18 protein-coding genes are annotated in these 17,706 nt (G+C 59.1%); 8 read left to right on the top strand and 10 right to left on the bottom strand.

Annotated features, from left to right (window positions below; genetic code table 11):
* Nucleotides 1-23: 23 nt before the first annotated feature.
* Both ubiA and HZS81_RS10090 read right to left on the bottom strand, forming a co-directional pair.
* Entirely contained in the window at nt 24-914 is an 891-nt protein-coding gene (gene ubiA, locus HZS81_RS10095; RefSeq protein ID WP_179930435.1) for a 4-hydroxybenzoate octaprenyltransferase, read from the bottom strand.
* A gap of 38 nt (nt 915-952) precedes the next feature.
* Nucleotides 953-1,468: a chorismate--pyruvate lyase family protein gene (locus HZS81_RS10090; RefSeq protein ID WP_241697461.1), complete on the bottom strand. Its 516-nt coding sequence runs from the start codon at nt 1,466-1,468 to the stop codon at nt 953-955.
* A gap of 176 nt (nt 1,469-1,644) precedes the next feature.
* On the opposite strand from HZS81_RS10090, the gene HZS81_RS10085 reads away from it, so the two are divergent.
* The 4 genes from HZS81_RS10085 to yccS all read left to right on the top strand — a co-directional run bounded on the left by HZS81_RS10085 (nt 1,645) and on the right by yccS (nt 5,949).
* Nucleotides 1,645-2,814, top strand: coding sequence for an NAD(P)/FAD-dependent oxidoreductase (locus HZS81_RS10085; protein WP_179930434.1), 1,170 nt, complete (start codon nt 1,645-1,647; stop codon nt 2,812-2,814).
* 134 nt (nt 2,815-2,948) lie between these two features.
* The gene (locus HZS81_RS10080; protein WP_179930433.1) at nt 2,949-3,221 is read left to right on the top strand and encodes an HU family DNA-binding protein; all 273 of its coding nucleotides are present in this window, start codon (nt 2,949-2,951) and stop codon (nt 3,219-3,221) included.
* Nucleotides 3,221-3,577 (top strand): hypothetical protein, encoded by a 357-nt coding sequence (locus tag HZS81_RS10075; protein ID WP_179930432.1) that lies wholly within the window; start codon nt 3,221-3,223, stop codon nt 3,575-3,577. Before HZS81_RS10080 ends, HZS81_RS10075 begins: the two co-directional genes overlap by 1 nt.
* A gap of 146 nt (nt 3,578-3,723) precedes the next feature.
* Nucleotides 3,724-5,949 carry a YccS family putative transporter gene (yccS, locus tag HZS81_RS10070; RefSeq protein ID WP_179930431.1) on the top strand — a complete coding sequence of 742 codons (2,226 nt, stop codon included), beginning with the start codon at nt 3,724-3,726 and terminating at the stop codon, nt 5,947-5,949.
* Nucleotides 5,950-5,953: 4 nt separating this feature from the next.
* On the opposite strand, the gene recG is transcribed toward yccS, so the two are convergent.
* Nucleotides 5,954-8,032, bottom strand: coding sequence for an ATP-dependent DNA helicase RecG (recG, locus tag HZS81_RS10065; protein WP_179930430.1), 2,079 nt, complete (start codon nt 8,030-8,032; stop codon nt 5,954-5,956).
* The gene (locus HZS81_RS10060) at nt 8,029-8,973 is read right to left on the bottom strand and encodes a hydrogen peroxide-inducible genes activator (protein WP_179930429.1); all 945 of its coding nucleotides are present in this window, start codon (nt 8,971-8,973) and stop codon (nt 8,029-8,031) included. The genes recG and HZS81_RS10060 overlap by 4 nt, the downstream gene beginning before the upstream one ends.
* 184 nt (nt 8,974-9,157) lie before the next feature.
* Here HZS81_RS10060 and HZS81_RS10055 point away from each other — a divergent pair, with 184 nt between their 5' ends.
* Nucleotides 9,158-10,039, top strand: coding sequence for an NAD-dependent epimerase/dehydratase family protein (locus HZS81_RS10055; protein WP_179930428.1), 882 nt, complete (start codon nt 9,158-9,160; stop codon nt 10,037-10,039).
* Nucleotides 10,040-10,086: 47 nt separating this feature from the next.
* On the opposite strand, the gene HZS81_RS10050 is transcribed toward HZS81_RS10055, so the two are convergent.
* The 4 genes from HZS81_RS10050 to gmk all read right to left on the bottom strand — a co-directional run bounded on the left by HZS81_RS10050 (nt 10,087) and on the right by gmk (nt 13,673).
* Nucleotides 10,087-10,476 carry a RidA family protein gene (locus HZS81_RS10050; protein ID WP_179930427.1) on the bottom strand — a complete coding sequence of 130 codons (390 nt, stop codon included), beginning with the start codon at nt 10,474-10,476 and terminating at the stop codon, nt 10,087-10,089.
* A 51-nt stretch (nt 10,477-10,527) separates the two neighbouring features.
* Nucleotides 10,528-12,654 (bottom strand): RelA/SpoT family protein, encoded by a 2,127-nt coding sequence (locus HZS81_RS10045; RefSeq protein WP_179930426.1) that lies wholly within the window; start codon nt 12,652-12,654, stop codon nt 10,528-10,530.
* Between the two features lie 32 nt (nt 12,655-12,686).
* Complete coding sequence (gene rpoZ, locus HZS81_RS10040; RefSeq protein ID WP_179930425.1) at nt 12,687-12,944, bottom strand: DNA-directed RNA polymerase subunit omega; 258 nt, start codon at nt 12,942-12,944, stop codon at nt 12,687-12,689.
* A 96-nt stretch (nt 12,945-13,040) separates the two neighbouring features.
* Nucleotides 13,041-13,673: a guanylate kinase gene (gmk, locus tag HZS81_RS10035; RefSeq protein WP_179930424.1), complete on the bottom strand. Its 633-nt coding sequence runs from the start codon at nt 13,671-13,673 to the stop codon at nt 13,041-13,043.
* A gap of 113 nt (nt 13,674-13,786) precedes the next feature.
* On the opposite strand from gmk, the gene HZS81_RS10030 reads away from it, so the two are divergent.
* Nucleotides 13,787-14,482 (top strand): extensin-like domain-containing protein, encoded by a 696-nt coding sequence (locus HZS81_RS10030; protein WP_179930423.1) that lies wholly within the window; start codon nt 13,787-13,789, stop codon nt 14,480-14,482.
* A 26-nt stretch (nt 14,483-14,508) separates the two neighbouring features.
* On the opposite strand, the gene HZS81_RS10025 is transcribed toward HZS81_RS10030, so the two are convergent.
* A complete protein-coding gene (locus HZS81_RS10025; RefSeq protein ID WP_179930422.1) occupies nt 14,509-15,714 on the bottom strand; it encodes an MFS transporter in 1,206 nt (401 codons plus the stop codon).
* Nucleotides 15,715-15,926: 212 nt separating this feature from the next.
* Here HZS81_RS10025 and HZS81_RS10020 point away from each other — a divergent pair, with 212 nt between their 5' ends.
* Entirely contained in the window at nt 15,927-16,538 is a 612-nt protein-coding gene (locus HZS81_RS10020; RefSeq protein WP_179930421.1) for a DNA-3-methyladenine glycosylase family protein, read from the top strand.
* A gap of 18 nt (nt 16,539-16,556) precedes the next feature.
* Here the strand turns inward: HZS81_RS10020 and HZS81_RS10015 are convergent, their stop codons facing one another.
* On the bottom strand, nt 16,557-16,670 hold the full coding sequence (locus HZS81_RS10015; protein ID WP_179930420.1) for a pirin-like C-terminal cupin domain-containing protein: 114 nt from the start codon (nt 16,668-16,670) through the stop codon (nt 16,557-16,559).
* Between the two features lie 72 nt (nt 16,671-16,742).
* Between HZS81_RS10015 and HZS81_RS10010 the strand changes: the two genes are divergently transcribed.
* Complete coding sequence (locus tag HZS81_RS10010) at nt 16,743-17,531, top strand: DUF3800 domain-containing protein (RefSeq protein WP_179930419.1); 789 nt, start codon at nt 16,743-16,745, stop codon at nt 17,529-17,531.
* Nucleotides 17,532-17,706: the final 175 nt, after the last annotated feature.

Here is a 17,706-nt window from a genome sequence, read left to right as displayed (position 1 = left end):
ACAATTACGTGACACCCGGGGTTTTACCCCGCATTGGGCCATAAACTCAAGGCAATCCCGGCGAAAACGACCAGCCCTGACCAGTGATTATTCAAAAAGGCCTGGAAACAGCGCTGCCGCTCGCGGTGGCGAATCAGCGCTTGCTGGTGAATGAAGGTTGCCAACATAGCGGCGAGCCCTAGCCAGAAGAAGCCTCCCAACGCCAAGCGCCAGCCTACTGCGGCGAGCAGCAAGAGGGTGGCGAGCTGCAGCAAAGCGATGATCAAACGATCCGCGCGGCCAAACAGCACGGCGGTGGATTTGATCCCGATTTTAAGATCGTCATCACGATCCACCATGGCGTATTCGGTGTCGTAAGCGACCGTCCACAGCACGTTGGCGAAAAACAGCATCCAGCCTTCCAGCGGCACGTACCCCAGCACCGCACCGCACGCCATGGGGATCGCCCAGGAGAACGCCGCCCCCAAAAACACCTGCGGAAAATGGGTATAGCGCTTCATAAACGGGTAGATAAACGCCAATACCAGCCCGCCCAGCGAGAGCAAAATGGTGAACAGGTTGGTAAACAGCACCAGCACAAATGCGATAGCCACCAGCCCCACAAACAAAAGCTGAGCTTCACGCTCGCTAATGCGCCCGTTGGCCAGCGGGCGGTCTTGGGTGCGTTTGACGTGTCCGTCGAAATGACGATCAGCGTAGTCATTGACCACACAGCCCGCCGCCCGCATAACGTAAACCCCCGATACGATAATCAGCAGCACATCCCGCCCGGGCAAGCCTTGGGCCGCGATCCACAGCGCCCACAACGCTGGCCACATCAAAAGCCAGGTGCCAATCGGTCGGTCTAACCGGGTCAGGTGAAGAAAATCGGGCACGCGGGCCCAGCCTATCGGCCGCAGTAAAGAACGATCCATGCTTACCTCATATAAAGACAAACGCTAATCCGGCTAGCCTAGCGCGAAGGTAGCGCCAACGCATCCGCCATGGCAGGTAAAAAATACTCCTGCACCAGCAGCAACATGCCAGCGTGCTGAAACCGCGACCGCCGCCCCCAGAGAGTCTCAACGTGGGTAAAGCGCGGTGGCTGAGTACTCACTTCCAGCGGGCCACGCACTAGGCTTGGCTGCTGAAACAGCCAGCTACCCAGGGAGCGTTCGCCCAACGCTTCCAAGCGCTGGCCCCGTAGCTGGGTCAGCGGCGCCACCGAGCGCGCCACCACCCAGGGAGTGCCATCCAGGCACAGCGCCACCTCGCGGCGCCACGCATAGCGGCGGCGCCCAATCCCGAGCGCCATGGCTTCATCGGCAAACACATCGCCCACGCTCTGGCGTAGCAAGCACACCTGAAATTTACGCCCTTCACCGGCCGCTATCAGCCGAGCGGTCAGCGAGTCGGTAGACGCTAGCCAGCGCCACCAAGGGAGCGACATGGCCGGGCGCGCCGCCGCAACCGGCATCCAGCGCGCCATGGAGCAACTGAGCCCGTGAGTATGCGTTAAGCCAGTATGCTGCAAAACCCGCTTCTCCCTAGAAAACCACAAATGCGGCCAATCACGACGATTGCTCCCACCACGCGAAAGCCCGCTAGTGTACCATGCCGGTATGATTGGCTTTTTCCGCCTTTTTTTAGCTGGATAGGTAACTTATGTCGATACCCCACGCCGATTTAGTCATTATTGGCACCGGCATGGCCGGCGTTGGGCTGGCACGCGCGCTGCGTCGTGAAGGCGATACGCGCCGCATCACCCTGATTAGCGCCGACAGCGGCTACGATTACAGCAAACCGCTGCTCTCCACCGGGTTTGCCAAACGGCTGGCCCCGGATAGGCTTGCCCAGCGCGACGCCGGTTCCCTCGCCGAAGCGCTTAACGCCACGCTGCTCACCCACACGCCGGTGACTGCCATCGACCCAGAGGCGCAGCGGCTAACGCTGGTAGGCGACAGCGAATACGCCTACACCCAACTCGTGCTGGCCACAGGGGCTGCCCCACGCACGCCCTTTGCCATTCCCAGCGAGTGCGAAGCGCACTGCTTTAGCATTAACGACCTTGATGACTACCGCCGCTTTCACCGAGCCCTCGGCCATGGCCCCGCTCGCGTGGCGATGGTCGGCGCCGGGTTAGTCGGCTGCGAGTTTGCCAACGACCTGCACGCCGGCGGCCATCGCGTCAGCCTCATTGCCCCCGAGAGCGCCCCGCTACCGCGCCTATTGCCTGAGCCACTCGGCCACGCGCTGGGGAATGCATTTGCCGACGCCGGCATACAGCTAGCGCTGGGGCGCACCCTTGAGCGTATCGCCCCTGGTGACGCTTCGAGCGTAGTGCTCACACTGGATAACCATGACACCGTCGAAGCGGATCTTGTGCTGCTGGCCACCGGCCTTGCGCCACGCACAGCACTTGCCGCCGCGGCCGGGCTTGAGGTCTCCGCCAGCGGTATTGCGGTTGACCGCACCCTGCAAACCTCGCACCCGGGTATTTTCGCCCTCGGTGACGCGGCTTGCGTAGCTGGCGTGAACGCCATGTACGTGCAGCCGCTCCAAGCCAGCGCCAAAGCCCTGGCCAAGACGCTTGCCGGCACGCCCACGCCGGTCCACTTCGGGGCCTGGCCGGTGATAGTGAAAACGCCGCTGTTGCCGGTGGTGGCCTACCCGCCCCTGGCCACGCCAGAGCGCTGGCGCATCGAGGCAGACGGCGCGGATATGACCGCGCTGGCCGAAGATATAGACGGACGTTTGATCGGTTTTGCGTTGACAGGCGGCTGCGTGAGAAGGAAAGTGGAGCTTTCCAGAGCCGCCCCTGCGCTGCTAGGCTGATTTCCACTACCTTACGCGCTACGCTTATGACGCTGGCTTGCAGCCGATTTTTGAACGATGTTGTATTGAGCAGTGTATAAAAATAGCGTTTGATAACGCCTTAACACCCGAGCTAAAAATACCGGAGATACCTAATGCGCAAACCTGAACTCGCCGCCGCCATTGCCGAAAGCGCCGATCTATCCAAAGACAAAGCCGGCCAAGTACTGAACGTGATCCTCGATGAAATCACCAACAGCGTCGCCAAAGGTGACGATGTTTCCCTGATCGGTTTTGGTACCTTCACCGTGCGTGAACGTGCCGCCCGCACCGGCAAAAACCCGCAAACGGGCGAGCCGCTACAAATCCCGGCGAGCAAGAACGTGGCCTTCAAGCCAGGTAAAGCGCTGAAGGATGCGGTTTCCTAATGAAGCTTAAGCTGACGCTGTGGTTACTCGGCTTTTTGCTTAAGCGTGCTCTGCGGCGCAAGCCGCGCTTTCGCGAGCAGCTTGAGCGCATGCGCGGCTTGGATTGGGGGATTGCCACCGAAGACTTGAAGGTCGCCCGCTACTACCGAATGACACCCAAAAGTGTCACGACGGGTAAAGGGTTACCGGTGGACTTAGACCTTGAGCTACGCTTTCGCGATCAGGATAGCGCGCTACGCATACTCAAAAAGCCCACCCAGCAGGCGTTTCTCGATGGCATGGTCGCGGGTGATGTCCGCATTGTCGGCGACTCAGCCGATATGGATAAGCTGCAAAAACTGCTGAAGTATTTGTAATTCTTATTCACCCAGCCGCTGCTAGCCTATCGCTCGCCCCGCCGCCTGACCGCGGCGGGGCGTTTCTTTTATCGGCCACCGCCATAGCCACTTGCCTCGTCAGTATTTATACTAAAGTCTAAAACAATTCACTGATAAGAGCGTCTATGCCTATCGCCTTGCCCCTGCGGCGTCTCTGGACCCTGGATAAATTCGCCTACAGCCTGCGCGTTTTTCTCGCCTTTAGCGGTGCGTTGGCTTTTGCCACGCTGTGGGGGAACATTAGCTTTGTCATTCCGCTGTTTCTTGGCATTATCGCCAGCGCCCTCTCCGAGACCGACGATAGCTGGCAGGGGCGGTTACAGGCCCTAATCGTAACGCTTGTTTGCTTTACACTTGTCTCGCTGATAGTGCAGCAGCTCTTTCCCTGGCCGTGGTTGCTGGCGCTGTGGTTGCCGAGTGCCGCCTTTGGCCTGATTATGCTCGGCGCCATCGGCCAGCGCTACGCCACCATCGCCTCCGGCACCTTGATCCTCTCCCTTTACGTCATGATCAATATCGCGCAGCACGGCGGCGTGGACGAGGATGTCGCCTTTCGCCAACTATTGCTGCTGATTGGTGCGGCTTGGTACGGGCTTATTTCGGTGGTGTGGTGCGCGCTGTTTTCGCGCCAACCGGTCAAGCAGAGCATGGCACGGCTGTATAAAGCGCTCGGCCGCTACCTGGTGTTGAAATCGGCGCTGTTTGAGCCCGTACGGGGCGTCGATATTCACGCCCGGCGCGTGGCGCTGGCGCGCCAAAACGGCCAAGTCGTGGCGGCGCTGAATCACGCCAAAGAGATACTCCTGCGCCGCATGGAAGGACAGCGCGGCAACCGCAAGCTCAATCGCTACCTGCAGATCTACTTCATCGCCCAGGACATCCACGAACGCGCCAGCTCCACCCACTATCCCTATAGCGCGCTGACCGAGGCGTTTTTTCACCATGACGTGCTGTTTCGCTGCCAGCGGTTGTTGGATCAACAGGGGCTGGCCTGCCGCCGGCTGGCGAAATCGCTGCTGCTCGACCGTGCCTTCGACCACCGCCAAAGCGAAGAAGCGCTGGCGGATTTGCGCGCCTCCATCGCTAACCTGCGCGACCGTGATAAGCCTGAGTGGCGCCCGCTGATTCAGCCGCTCAATGCGCTCGCCGATAACCTCACCACCTTGGAAGCGCAGATTGCCAGCGCCCACACACCCGATGCCAGCGAACCGCGCCGCGATACCGCCCTGCTTGACCGCTCGCCGGGGAGTCTTATCGAGGCGTGGAGGCGCGTGCGGATCAATTTAACCCTAGGCTCGCCCACCTTTCGCCATGCGGTACGCCTTTCGGTGGCGCTGCTGGCGGGGTATTTGCTGCTGCAATGGCTCGACCCTAAGCAGGGCTTTTGGATTTTGCTCACCACGCTGTTCGTCTGTCGCCCCAACTACGCCACCACGCGCCGCTTTCTGGTCAAGCGTATCCTTGGCACCGTGCTGGGGCTTTTCGTGGGCTGGGCGTCGATTAGCCTTTTCCCGCAGCCCAGCGTGCAGAGTTTGATCGCTATCGCGGCCGGGGTGACGTTTTTCGCCACCCGCGAGAAGCACTACATGATAGCCACCGCCTCGATCACGCTGCTGGTGCTGTGCAGTTTCAACCAGGTAGGCGATGGCTTTGATCTGATCTGGCCGCGGCTGTTTGACACCTTGATCGGCGCGCTAATTGCCGGGCTCGCGGTGTTTTTTATTCTGCCCGACTGGCAAGGCCGCAAGCTTTACCGCGAAGCGGCGAAGGTGCTCGATAGCCAGCGGCGCTATCTCGACGAGGTGATTCACCAGTACGAAACCGGCAAGAAGGACGATCTCGCCTATCGGCTGGCGCGGCGCAATGCCCACAACAGCGACGCGGCTTTCTCGACCCAGATGAATAACATGCTCCACGAGCCGGCGTACTACCGCCAACAGGAAACGGAACACGGCCTGCGCTTTCTGGTGCTCTCGAACACCCTGCTCAGCCACCTTTCGGCCCTTGGCGCCCACCGCCACCGCCTGACTGACGACGAAGACGACGTCACGCTGGTGCCAGTGGGCAAGCACGTCAGCGCCCTTCTCGGTGAGCTTGCCGAGCGGCTGCGAAACCGCCAGCCTACGGATGACCTTACCGAGCAGGTTGCGACGTTTCTGCGCCAGCTGGAAACGCCAACAGCACGGGAAGAACAGGCGGTGACGCTATACCGCCCCATGCAAAGCCAGCTGCGCTTAATCGCCGAGCAGCTAACGCCGCTGGCCGATGCAGCCAACCGGCTGATTGCGATCAAGACGCCATCGGCATCTCCAGCGCCACCGTCTTCACCACCCTCTTCACCAACTGGGTGACACTCTACACCTGGCCGTAACGCCCGGCGGCGTCACCGAGCCAGCGGCGCACCAGCACAGCGGTGGCGTGGTTGTCACCCTGTAGCGCTTGTGCCAGCGCGGTGACGCGCTCTAAAAGATCGGCATCGCGCTCAAGATCGGCGATTTTCATCTGCGCCAGGCCCGTCTGGCGAGTGCCAAGCACTTCACCTGGGCCGCGCAGTTCCAAGTCTTTTTCGGCGATGCGAAAACCGTCGGTGGTTTCGCGCATGACGCCGAGCCGCTCGCGGGAGCTTTTCGACAGCGGCGGGTGGTAGAGCAGTACGCAAAAACTCTCGGTGCTACCGCGCCCTACCCGCCCGCGCAGCTGGTGCAGTTGGGAAAGCCCCAGACGCTCAGGGTTTTCGATAATCATCAGGCTGGCGTTGGGTACATCTACCCCCACCTCTATCACCGTGGTGGCCACCAGCAAATCCAGCTCCCCGGCTTTGAAGGCGTCCATCACCTCGGCTTTCTCGGCGGCTTTCATGCGCCCGTGAACCAGGCCAATCGCTACCTCGGGCAGTGCCTCGGTCAGCTCGTCGCGGGTCACTTCCGCCGCCTGACACTGCAGCACCTCAGACTCTTCGATCAGCGTGCACACCCAGTAGGCTTGGCGGCCGTCACCGCAGGCGCGGCGAATACGCTCGACGACCTCGGGGCGGCGTTCATCAGACACCACCACGGTTTTCACTGGCGTGCGTCCCGGCGGCAGCTCGTCGATCACCGACACATCCAGGTCGGCGTAAGCGCTCATGGCCAAGGTGCGCGGGATGGGCGTTGCGGTCATGATCAGCTGATGCGGCGTCAGCCCACCCGCTTCACCTTTTTCGCGCAGCGCCAGGCGCTGGTGCACACCGAAGCGATGCTGCTCGTCGATGATCGCCAAGCCCAAGCACTGGAAATGTACATCGTCCTGAAACAGCGCGTGAGTGCCCACCACCATGCGCGCGCGGCCATCGGCGATCGCCGCTTTGGCGTCCAATCGCGCTTTGCCTTTGAGTTTACCCGCCAACCACGCGACCTCGATCCCAAGCGGTTCAAACCACGTTTTGAAGGCGCGGTAGTGCTGCTCAGCGAGGATTTCGGTGGGCGCCATGATCGCCGCTTGGCAGTTGCCCGCTAGCGCCGAAAGCGCCGCCATGGCGGCAACCACGGTTTTGCCCGAGCCCACATCGCCCTGCACCAGGCGCAGCATGGGGGCAGCTCGGGCCAGGTCGAGACCGATTTCCTCGAATACGCGGCGCTGGGCGCCGGTCAGCGCAAACGGCAACTGGGCGAGAAAGCGCGCCTGCAGGCTACGCCCGGAAGGCAACGCCGGTGCGCCATCGGATTGAATGCGCAACCGCACCTCGCGCAGGCTGAGCTGATGCGCCAACAGCTCTTCCAGCGCCAGCCGCCGCGTGGCCGGGTGCTGACCGTCGGTCAGCTGCTCAATATTCACATCGGGGGGCGGCTGGTGCAGTAGGTGCAAGCTGGCGTGCAAACCGGGTAGGCGAAAGCGCGCCAATAGCGCCTCGGGTATCACATCCGGCAGCGCGTGGGAGTCGCTATCAAGAAGGCCGAGCGCTTGTTCGGCCAGCGCGCGCAGGCGGGTTTGATTCAAGCCCTCGGTGGTCGGGTACACCGGCGTGAAGTATTCCTCCACCGGCGCCGCACCTAGGGTCGTCACGCGGTATTCAGGGTGGTAAAGCTCTAAGCCCGTCGCCCCCGCGCGGGCCTCACCAAAGGCGCGCACGGTAACGCCTGGGCGAAGCTGTTGTTGCTGGGCGGGCGAAAAGTGAAAAAAGCGCAGGCTGATAATGCCGCTGGCGTCGCGCAGACGCACCAGCAGGCTACGGCGGCGCCCTTTGACCACGTCAGAGGCGGTAACCTCGCCCTCGACTACCGCCTCGTGCCCGGCGCGCAGCGTGCCCATGGGAGTGAGGTGCGTGCGGTCTTGGTAGCGCAGCGGCAAGTGAAAGAGAACATCGCTGACCCGCTCAATCCCCAGGCGCGCAAGCTTTAACGCCAGCGCTTCACCGACGCCTTTTAGCGCCGTGATCGGGGCGTTAAGCGTGCTCATGAGACGACGCTTTCTTCATCGATGGGCTGGCCATGCACCGGTTGACGGCATTGGGAAATCGCCTGAATCAGCGCATCGATGGCTTTGGGCCGTGGGAAACTCGCCCGCCAGGCAATCGCCACAGTGCGCGACGGCGAGGGCGCCGCAAAGGGGCGGCTGACCAGCATGGCGTTTTCATAGGCATCGGTACCCAGCGCCGATTGGGGCAGCACGGTAATCCCCAGTTTGGAGGCCACCATGTGGCGAATCGTCTCTAGCGAGCCGCCTTCGGCAATCAGCGTGTTGTGCGGGCTATTGAGCTTCTGCGTGATCGCCGGGCAGGCTTCAAGAATCTGGTCACGGAAACAGTGTCCTTCTCCGAGTAACAGCAAGCGCTCTTCGAGCAAATCCTCTTTATGGATGGTCTCACGCTCAACCCACCGGTGGCTGGCGGGCATTAACACCTCAAAATGCTCCTCGTAGATCGGCTTGGTCACCACGTCGGTTTCGGTAAACGGCAGCGCCACGATAATCACATCCAACTCGCCGCTACGGAGCTTGCCGCGCAGGTTTGCGGTCATCCCTTCTTCAATATAAAGCGGCATTTGCGGCGCCGCGTTGGCAAGCGCCGGGATCAAATGCGGAAACAGATACGGCCCGATGGTGTAGATCGCACCGATGCGCAGGGGGTTCGCGAGCTGGTCTTTGCCTTCGCTTGCCATGGCATAAATCTGGCTGCTTTGCTCTAGCACACGCTGCGCCTGGGCGACGATTTTCTCCCCCAGCGGGGTGACCTGGACGGTCGATTTCGAACGCTCAAACAGCGCGGCGTCTAGCTCTTCTTCGAGTTTTTTCACCGCCACCGAAAGCGTGGGCTGAGAGACATGGCAGCGCTCTGCGGCGCGGCCAAAGTGGTGTTCTTGGGCAAGGGTTACGATATAGCGCAGTTCTGTTAGAGTCATAGCGGCGCCGTGGCATCCTCTGTTAGTCACCGGTGTGTCGTCGTCACCCGTGCGACGGGGTTCGTTTTCGACGGGGGCCGATCTCGACTGGCTGGCCCAACGCCTGCCAACGCCCCAGCCCTTTGTGCATTTTAAAGGAGGGAAGCGGCCGCTAATAGGGATTATTTATTGCGAGGAGAGCAACATGGCATTAACCGTACTGATTATTGGCTGTGGCGATATCGGCATCACCTTAGGGCGCGAGCTGTTAGACAAAGGCCACCGCGTGATTGGCGTGCGCCGCCACGTTGAAGTGCTAGAAGGTACCGGGATTGAACCGTTGGCGTTAGATCTCGATACGCTTGATGACGCTGACGCCAACGCACTGCCCCAGGCGGACTACGTGATTTACACCGTTAGCGCCGACCACTTTGAAGAGAGCGCCTACCGCAGTGCCTACCCCGCCGGGCTTAAAAACGTCCTCAAGGTGCTTGAACAGCATAAAACCGCGCCTAAGCGCGTGCTGTTTGTTTCGTCTACCAGCGTTTACGGCCAGCAAGAGGGCGAACTCGTCAACGAAGAGAGCCCGACGGAATCCACTAGCTTTTCCGGGGTATTGATGCGCGAGGCGGAACAAGCGCTGATTGACCACCCCATTCCCGGTACGGTGGTGCGCTTTTCGGGGATTTACGGGCCGGGCCGCGACCGGTTGATTCACCAAGTGGTGGAAGGTCGGGTAGCCGCCATAACGCCGACGGTTTACTCCAACCGCATTCACCGCGACGACTGCGTGGGCATTTTGACCTACTTTATCGACTGCCAAGAGCGAAACCAGCCACTGGATTCGCTTTACCTTGCCAGCGACTGCGAACCGGCAGCGTTACACAACGTCATGATGTGGCTTGCGTCACAGCTCAAGGTTGAGGCTACCCAGACCATGCAGTCACCGCTGCGCCGCCGCACCAGCAAACGCTGCGATAACACACGCTTGCTGGGTACCGGCTACACCTTTCGCTACCCCAGCTTTCGCGAAGGGTATATGCAGGTACTCAAAGCCGGCGGTTTTTTAGCTGCGCAGAAGACGTAACCCCAGGCTTTTTAAGCCGAGGTGACACGCCATATTCACCCGGGCGTTTAGTCGCCTAGCACCATCACGCCTTCGGCTTCGACCTGAGCGCCTTTGGGCAGCGCTTTCACGCCGACGGCGGCGCGAGCCGGATAAGGCGAAGCAAAGAACTCCTCCATCACGCGGTTAACGATGGCGAAGTTCTCCAGATCCACCAGGTAGAGGTTAAGCTTAACGACATCGCCAAGCGACCCCGCCGCTTCTTCGCACACGGCCTGCAGGTTGGTAAACACTTGGCGCGCTTGCGCTTCGAAGTCGTCCGAAACGAGCTCCATGGTGGCCGGGTCAAGCGGAATCTGGCCTGACATATACACGGTATTGCCCGCTTTAACCGCTTGTGAATACGGGCCAATCGCGGCTGGGGCTTTCTCGGTATTAATAACAGCCTTATTACTCATAATGAGCACTCCTTATGGATAAAAGAAAAGATAAGAGGGGTGTAAGAGAAATTACTTACCCAAGCGGGTGATTTTGCCCACGTTGGGGAGATTGCGAAGTCGCTTGATAATGCGCGCGAGGTGAACACGGCCTTTCACCGCCAAGGTGATATTGACCGTCGAGAGGCGGGCATCGCGCTCCTCAATACCGATACGCTCGATATTGGCATCGGCATCGGTCACCAAGCCAGCAAGCTCTGCCACCAGGCCGCGGCGGCTTTCAATTTCGATGCGCAGCGCGACGGGGAAGTCGGCATCGGTATCTTCTGACCATTCCAGCGCGAAAAGCTTTTCCGCGTCGGTTTTATCCACCACGTTGTTGCACTCTGCGCGGTGAACCACCAGCCCTTTTCCGACTGAGAGATGCCCCACCACGGCATCACCGGGCAGCGGATGGCAGCAGCGGGCAAAGCTTGTCACCATGCCTTCACTGCCGCTGATCACTACCGGCTGGCTGTTCGCTGTCTGCGCAGGGACGGCGTTACCACCATCGGCTAAATCCACTAAGCGTCTTGCCACCGCATGCGCGACCCGCGTACCCAGGCCTATCGATTCCAGCAGGGTATCTTGGTCGCTTACGTCAAGCTCTTTTAACGCGCGCTCGATGACCTTAGCATCCAGCTCTTCCAGGCTGGTTTCAAACACTGAAAGTGATTTGTTAAGCAACCGCTGGCCCAGCTGAATCGCCTCGGCCTCTTGTTGATGCTTAAGCGCGTGACGAATCGCCGAGCGCGCCTTCGCCGTGCTGACAAAATTCAGCCAAGCAGCGTTAGGGCGAGCCGCCGGCGCGGTGATAATTTCCAGCGTCTGCCCGCTTTCCAGCCGAGTAGAGAGCGGTGCCAGCTGACGGTCAATCCGGCAGGCGATGCAGTTGTTGCCAATATCGGTGTGCACGGTATAGGCAAAATCAATCACGGTGGCGCCCTGGGGGAGTTCCATGATGTCGCCTTTAGGCGTAAACACGTAGATATCGTCGGGGAAAAGATCGTTTTTAACGTGTTCGATAAATTCGAGCGAATCGCCGGCGTGGCGCTGCATCTCCAAAAGGCCTTTCACCCAAGCGCGGGCGCGGGCGCGACTGCCCTCGGCAATAGGATGCTCGGTTTGGCCCGCTTTATACAGCCAGTGAGCGGCAATGCCGTTATTGGCCATCGCTTCCATCTCTCGGGTGCGTATCTGCACTTCAATGGGCATCCCGCGAAAGCCAAAAAGCGTGGTGTGCAAGCTTTGATAGCCGTTGGCCTTCGGGATCGCGATATAGTCCTTAAAGCGCCCCGGCACGGGTTTATACAGGTTATGCACCACGCCCAAAATACGGTAGCAACTGGCGACATCTTCGGTAACGATGCGAAAGGCAAACACGTCCATGATCTCGGCGAATGGCTTACGCTGATCACGCATTTTGCGGTAAATCGACAGCAGGTGCTTTTGGCGCCCCATCACCGTACCGCTGAGCCCTTCGTCATCCAGGCTCTGCTGTAATGACACTTGAATTTCGCGCATAGCGCTACGCCGGTTACCGCGCGCGCTGGCCACCGCCCGTTTGATGCGCTCGGCGCGCATGGGGTAGATGGCCTGAAACGACAGATCTTCAAGCTCAACGCGAATGGTATTAATGCCCAAACGCCCGGCAATGCGAGCGTAAATTTCCAGGGTTTCACGGGCAATCCGGCGTTTTTTATCCGGCCGAAGGGCGCCTAACGTGCGCATGTTATGCAGGCGATCCGCCAGTTTGACGATAATCACGCGGATATCCCGCGACATCGCCAACACCATTTTCTGGAAGTTTTCCGCCTGGGCGACGGCTTTATCTTCGAACGTAATCTGGGTGAGCTTAGAGACGCCATCGACAAGCTCGGCCACGGGCTTGCCGAACTGCGTTTCCAGCGCGGGCTTAGCCACGCTGGTATCTTCGATGACATCGTGCAACATGGCCGCCATCAGGCTCTGATGGTCCATGTGCATATTGGCCAGAATATTGGCCACCGCCAGCGGGTGGGTCACATAGGGCTCGCCGGAGCGGCGGCGCTGGCCATCGTGGGCCTGCTCGGCGTAATAGAAGGCGCGTTTAACCTGCTGAATCTCATCCGGAGGAAGGTAGCCGCCAAGTCGATCCGCTAGGTCATCAATGGTAAACATTTACGCGCCTCTATCGCTGTAAGGTTCGCTTATCAGTCGTCGACCGGGAGGCTTGCGGCTACCGGGCGGGCGCGTACCGGCGCTTCCACTGGCTCATCCAGCACGGTGTGATCGACCAGGCCAGCGGCGATTTCGCGCAGCGCCATGACGGTGGGTTTATCGTTTTCCCAAGACAGCAGGGCATCACGCGAGCCACGCGCGAGCTGGCGTGAACGATGGGTGGAGATCATTACGAGCTTGAAGCGGTTTTCAACGTGATCTAAGCAATCTTCGATGGTAACTCGAGCCATGGGGGCCTTCCTGTAATGACGGCACCGGTCCGACGCCGTCAAGATTAGCTAACGGAGCCGGCCCAGCAAAAAAGAGGATTTCCAGAACCTGATAGATTACTCGACGCTAGGCGCCTGTGACAAGAGCGCATCCAGCAGCGGCGCGTGGTGTTCACGCATGGAAGCCAGGGTAATCCGGCGGCTAATGACCAGCGATTTAAGCTCTTCAAGGGCCGTGGTGAAATCATCGTTAATCACGAGATAGCCGTACTCGTCATAGTGCGACATTTCACTGATCGCGTCGCGCATGCGCCGCGCAATGATCGCGTGCTCATCGGTGCCTCGGCTCGCCAAGCGACGTTCCAGTTCACTGCGTGAGGGCGGCAGGATAAACACCGACACCGCCTCGGGCATCTGCTCGCGTACCTGGCGGGCGCCCTGCCAGTCGATTTCCAGGATCACGTCCTGCCCTACGTCGAGTAGCGTCTGCACGGCCTTACGCGAGGTACCGTAATAGTTATCGAACACCTTGGCATGCTCAAAAAACTCACCGCGCGCGATCATCGCCTCAAAGCCCGCCACGCCGGTAAAGTGGTAGTTGACGCCATCGACCTCCCCATCGCGCTGGGCACGGGTGGTGTGCGATACCGAGACCTGAATGCCATCCAGGCTCTCAATCAGCTCGCGAACCAAGCTGGTTTTACCTGCCCCCGACGGCGCAGAAACAACAAACAGTGTACCTTGGGACATACGCGCTTCCCTTGTTGGCGAAGTAAACTCGTGCGAGAGCAGTGTACGGAAGGGCCGCAGTATCGCACACCCATTGCCTCGACTGTAGCGTTTCGCCTTACCGGGAGACCAGGATGCGCCGTACGCTTTTTATCATCGGCCTGATTGCCCTAGGCGTGGCCCTACAAAAAGGCCTTATCGAGATCCCACGCCACTGGGCGCCTTGGGCACCGCTACACATTGACGACCCTGTCACGCCCGTCACTCAGCTTAAGCTAAGCCGCTTAGCGGATGACCGCAATGGCTGTTTAGCTGCGTTAGATACCGTCCCCGAGGGCGAACTTAACTACACGCCGCTGGCCGATTACTCGCCTACCGCTAACTGCCCGCTTTCCAATATGGTGCGTATGCAGTCAAGCGGCGTCGCGTTCAACCAGAGCTTCGTGGCGTCCTGCCCGCTGGCGCTGGCATGGGTGATGTATGAGCGCCATGCACTGCAACCTGCAGCCGAGGAGATTATCGGCAGCCGGGTCAGCCAAGTGAACCACGTGGGTAGCTTTGCCTGCCGCAACGTGTACGGCCGCGAAAGCGGGCGGCGCAGCGAACATGCCACCGCCGAAGCATTGGATGTGGTGGGATTTCAGTTTGAGAACGGCCAGCGCATTACGCTTATCAACCACTGGGATGATGAAGGCGAAGCGGGAGAATTTTTACGCGCCGCGCGCGACGGGGCCTGCGATACCTTCGGCAATGTACTAGGGCCCGATTACAACGCCGCGCATGCCGATCATTTTCATATGGGCATGCGCCGATTCGCACTGTGCCGCTAGAGCAATTCATGGGTTTGGGTTAAGGGTTAAGGGCGAGCACAGCGTGTGGCGGCCGGTTGGCTGCGCTTTTCCAACCAGCGCCCAGCGGCAAAAATCACCAGGCCGCAGCCTGCTAAACCAGCGCCCACCAGCCCGGTACTCGACCAGCTTAAGCCTGCGCTGATCGCCAGCCCAGCAAGCCACGCGCCCAGGGCATTGGCGCCGTTAAAGGCCGCGTGATTGAGCGAGGCCGCCATGGTTTGAGCATCTTCCGCCACGTCCATCAAACGGGTTTGCAACGACGGTGCCAATGCCATGCTGGTGCCGACCAAACCGACGAATAACAGCCCCGTCCAGACATTATTGGCGGCAAAATAAAACAGTCCCTGGATCACTCCACACCAGAGCAAAATAGCTGGAATCGCACGCATCAGGTTTTTATCCGCCATGCGCCCGCCGATTAAATTACCCGCAATCGAGCCCAGGCCAAAGATCACCAGGACCAGCGGCCCCAGTGCTTCGCTCATGCCCGCTTGCTGGGTTAACGTCGGCATCACATAGCTAAAAATAGCGAACATGCCGCCGCAACCAATACACGCCAGTGCCAGGGTGACCAATACGCGTTGTTTAAGCAGCGCTGATAGCTCGCGCACAGGGCTCGCCAGGGTATCAACGGGCTGAATCGGCACATAGAACCGAATTAACAGGGCGGTAAGTAGCGCGATGCCTCCGACACCCGCAAAAGCGATTTGCCAGCCAAACACATTGCCTGCCCAGGTGCCCAGCGGTGCGCCTATCAGAATTGCCACGGTTAGGCCCATCATCACCCGGGAAATAGCCCGTGCCCGTTGGTCTATCGGTACGGCTCCCGCCGCCACCAGCGCGGCGATGCCAAAATAAGCCCCGTGTGGCAAGCCAGCCAGGAAACGCAGCCCCACGAAGGACCAGAACCCCGGTGCCATGGCACTGGCGATATTGCCCACCGCAAACACCAGCATCAATATAATTAATAAAGCCCGCCTTGGCACCCGCGCGGCCAGCGCTGAAATCAGCGGCGCGCCGACCACCACGCCCAAAGCGTAGCTGCTAATCGCGTAACCCACCTGGGGCTCCGTTACAGCTAAATCGCCCGCCACGCGGTTCATCAGCCCCATAATGACAAACTCGCTGGTGCCGATCCCAAAGCCACCCAGCGCCAATACAAATTCGGCCAGACGCGGGTTACGCGCCAACCCAGATGACGATTCCTGCATAATGTTCCCCAAGGCACCTTTAGCGCCTGCTTAACAAACCGGCTTTTATGAGGTGAATGATCGCAGGATTAGACGAAGGTATAAATACGCAACACTTAAAAAGTTAGCGGGCAAAGAGAATGCGTAACGCTTATTGAGGAATCCGGCCACGGTTTGAGCTTTAATGACGAGTCTGCGCACAATACGGCTCAATTTAGCAGCGCGAGGTCGCCATGACGCCCGACACCATCGAACAGGCCATGCAGGCACTGGCCAACGCCGACCCCGATATCGCCCGCGCTTACCCGCTGGTGGGCGCACCCTCGCCTCGCGAGCGCGATAAAGGCTTTGCGACCTTCTTCTCCACCATCGTCAGCCAACAGCTATCCACCGAAGCGGCCAGCGCCATTATGGGCCGCGTCAATGAGCTGCTGCCCGAATTGCATGCCAACGCAGTAATCGACGTTGAAGGCCAGGCGCTGCGCGATGCGGGACTCTCTTGGCGCAAGATCGAGTACGCTAAAGGACTGGCAGAAGCAGAGTTGGCAGGCACTTTTAGCGCCGAGGGGCTTGAACAGCTAAGCGATGAAGAAGCCATAGCCGCCATTACCCAGCTACGCGGCTTTGGCCGTTGGAGTGCCGAGATCTATCTGATGTTCTCGCTGAAACGTCCCGATATTTTTCCCGCCGACGATCTCGCCCTGCGTGTCGCTTTAGGCCGCTTAAAAGGCATGGACGACAAACCCACGCCCAAGTATGCCCGCCAGTTAGTGGAACATTGGGCGCCCTGGCGCAGCGTGGGGTCGCTGTTTCTGTGGCACTACTACCGCGGCGAGCCCTTATAGCGACTTTCTGTACAAACTTTAGGCGTCGAGCCCGCCAAATTTGCCGTTCTGATAGTCCTCGACTGCCTCGACAATCTCTTCGCGGGTATTCATCACGAAGGGGCCAACGCCTCTTCTAACATTAACGATCATCAATGCCAGATAACGAGACGCTCAAGCTAGGGCTAGCCGAGCATGGCACAGAAGTAGAAGGGAAATAACATAATGGCTACTAGCGATATAGAGGCAAATACTGGTCAAGAGCGTGGATTCAGCGACTTTGTGGTGTATGTCGATGAAAGTGGCGATCACGGATTGCTTAATATCGACCCCAACTATCCGGTTTTTGTGCTGGCTTTCTGCATATTCTATAAACAGCATTACATGGCAAAGGTAGTGCCCGCACTTCAGCAGCTAAAATTCGATTACTTCGGCCACGACCTCGTTATCTTCCATGAGCATGAAATACGCAAAGAGAAAGGCGATTTTAGGGTGTTTAAGGATAGAGCTGAAAAGCAGGCATTCATGGGGCGTTTGAGCCATTTGATCGACGAAAGTAACTTCATTCTTGCATCATGCGTGATCGACAAACACAGGCTGACCAGCCGTGAAGAGATGTCGAACCCCTACCACCTAGCGTTGCGACATTGCTTGGAGACGCTGTTCGATCTCGTCAAAGAAAAAGGACAAGAATCGCTGGAAACACATGTCATCGTTGAAAAGCGGGGAGCGAAGGAAGATGACGAGCTCGAACTAGAGTTTCGCCGTATTTGTGATGGCGAAAATAAATACCAGCGCGACTTGCCATTTAAAATTCGTATGGCGGCGAAAGCGAGCAATTCAGCCGGGTTGCAGCTTGCGGATCTAGTGGCGCGACCTATCGGTCGACATGTATTGGCTCCAAATCAGCCTAATCAAGCGTTTGAAGTTCTCAAGCACAAGTTTTATTGCGAGGGAGGCCGACAGGCGGTTGGGGATGGCTATGATCAGTGGGGGCTAAAGCATTTCCCCTAGATAGCGAAAAACCCCGATGAAGCTCACCGAGGTTTAGACGCCGACCGGGCACTCCCAGTCCATTTATATCCAGTTTGAAGATTTCGGATTTTAAAGTCAACGCCTATCGTGGGCTCGCTATTTGTGGCACTGGTACTTCTGCGTCACTACTACCGCGGCGAGCCCTTATAGCGAC

It is taken from the genome of Vreelandella salicampi, assembly GCF_013415105.1.
In the GTDB taxonomy this organism is placed as follows: Bacteria; Pseudomonadota; Gammaproteobacteria; order Pseudomonadales; family Halomonadaceae; genus Vreelandella; species Vreelandella salicampi.
This window is presented reverse-complemented; position numbering and strand designations above follow the sequence as displayed.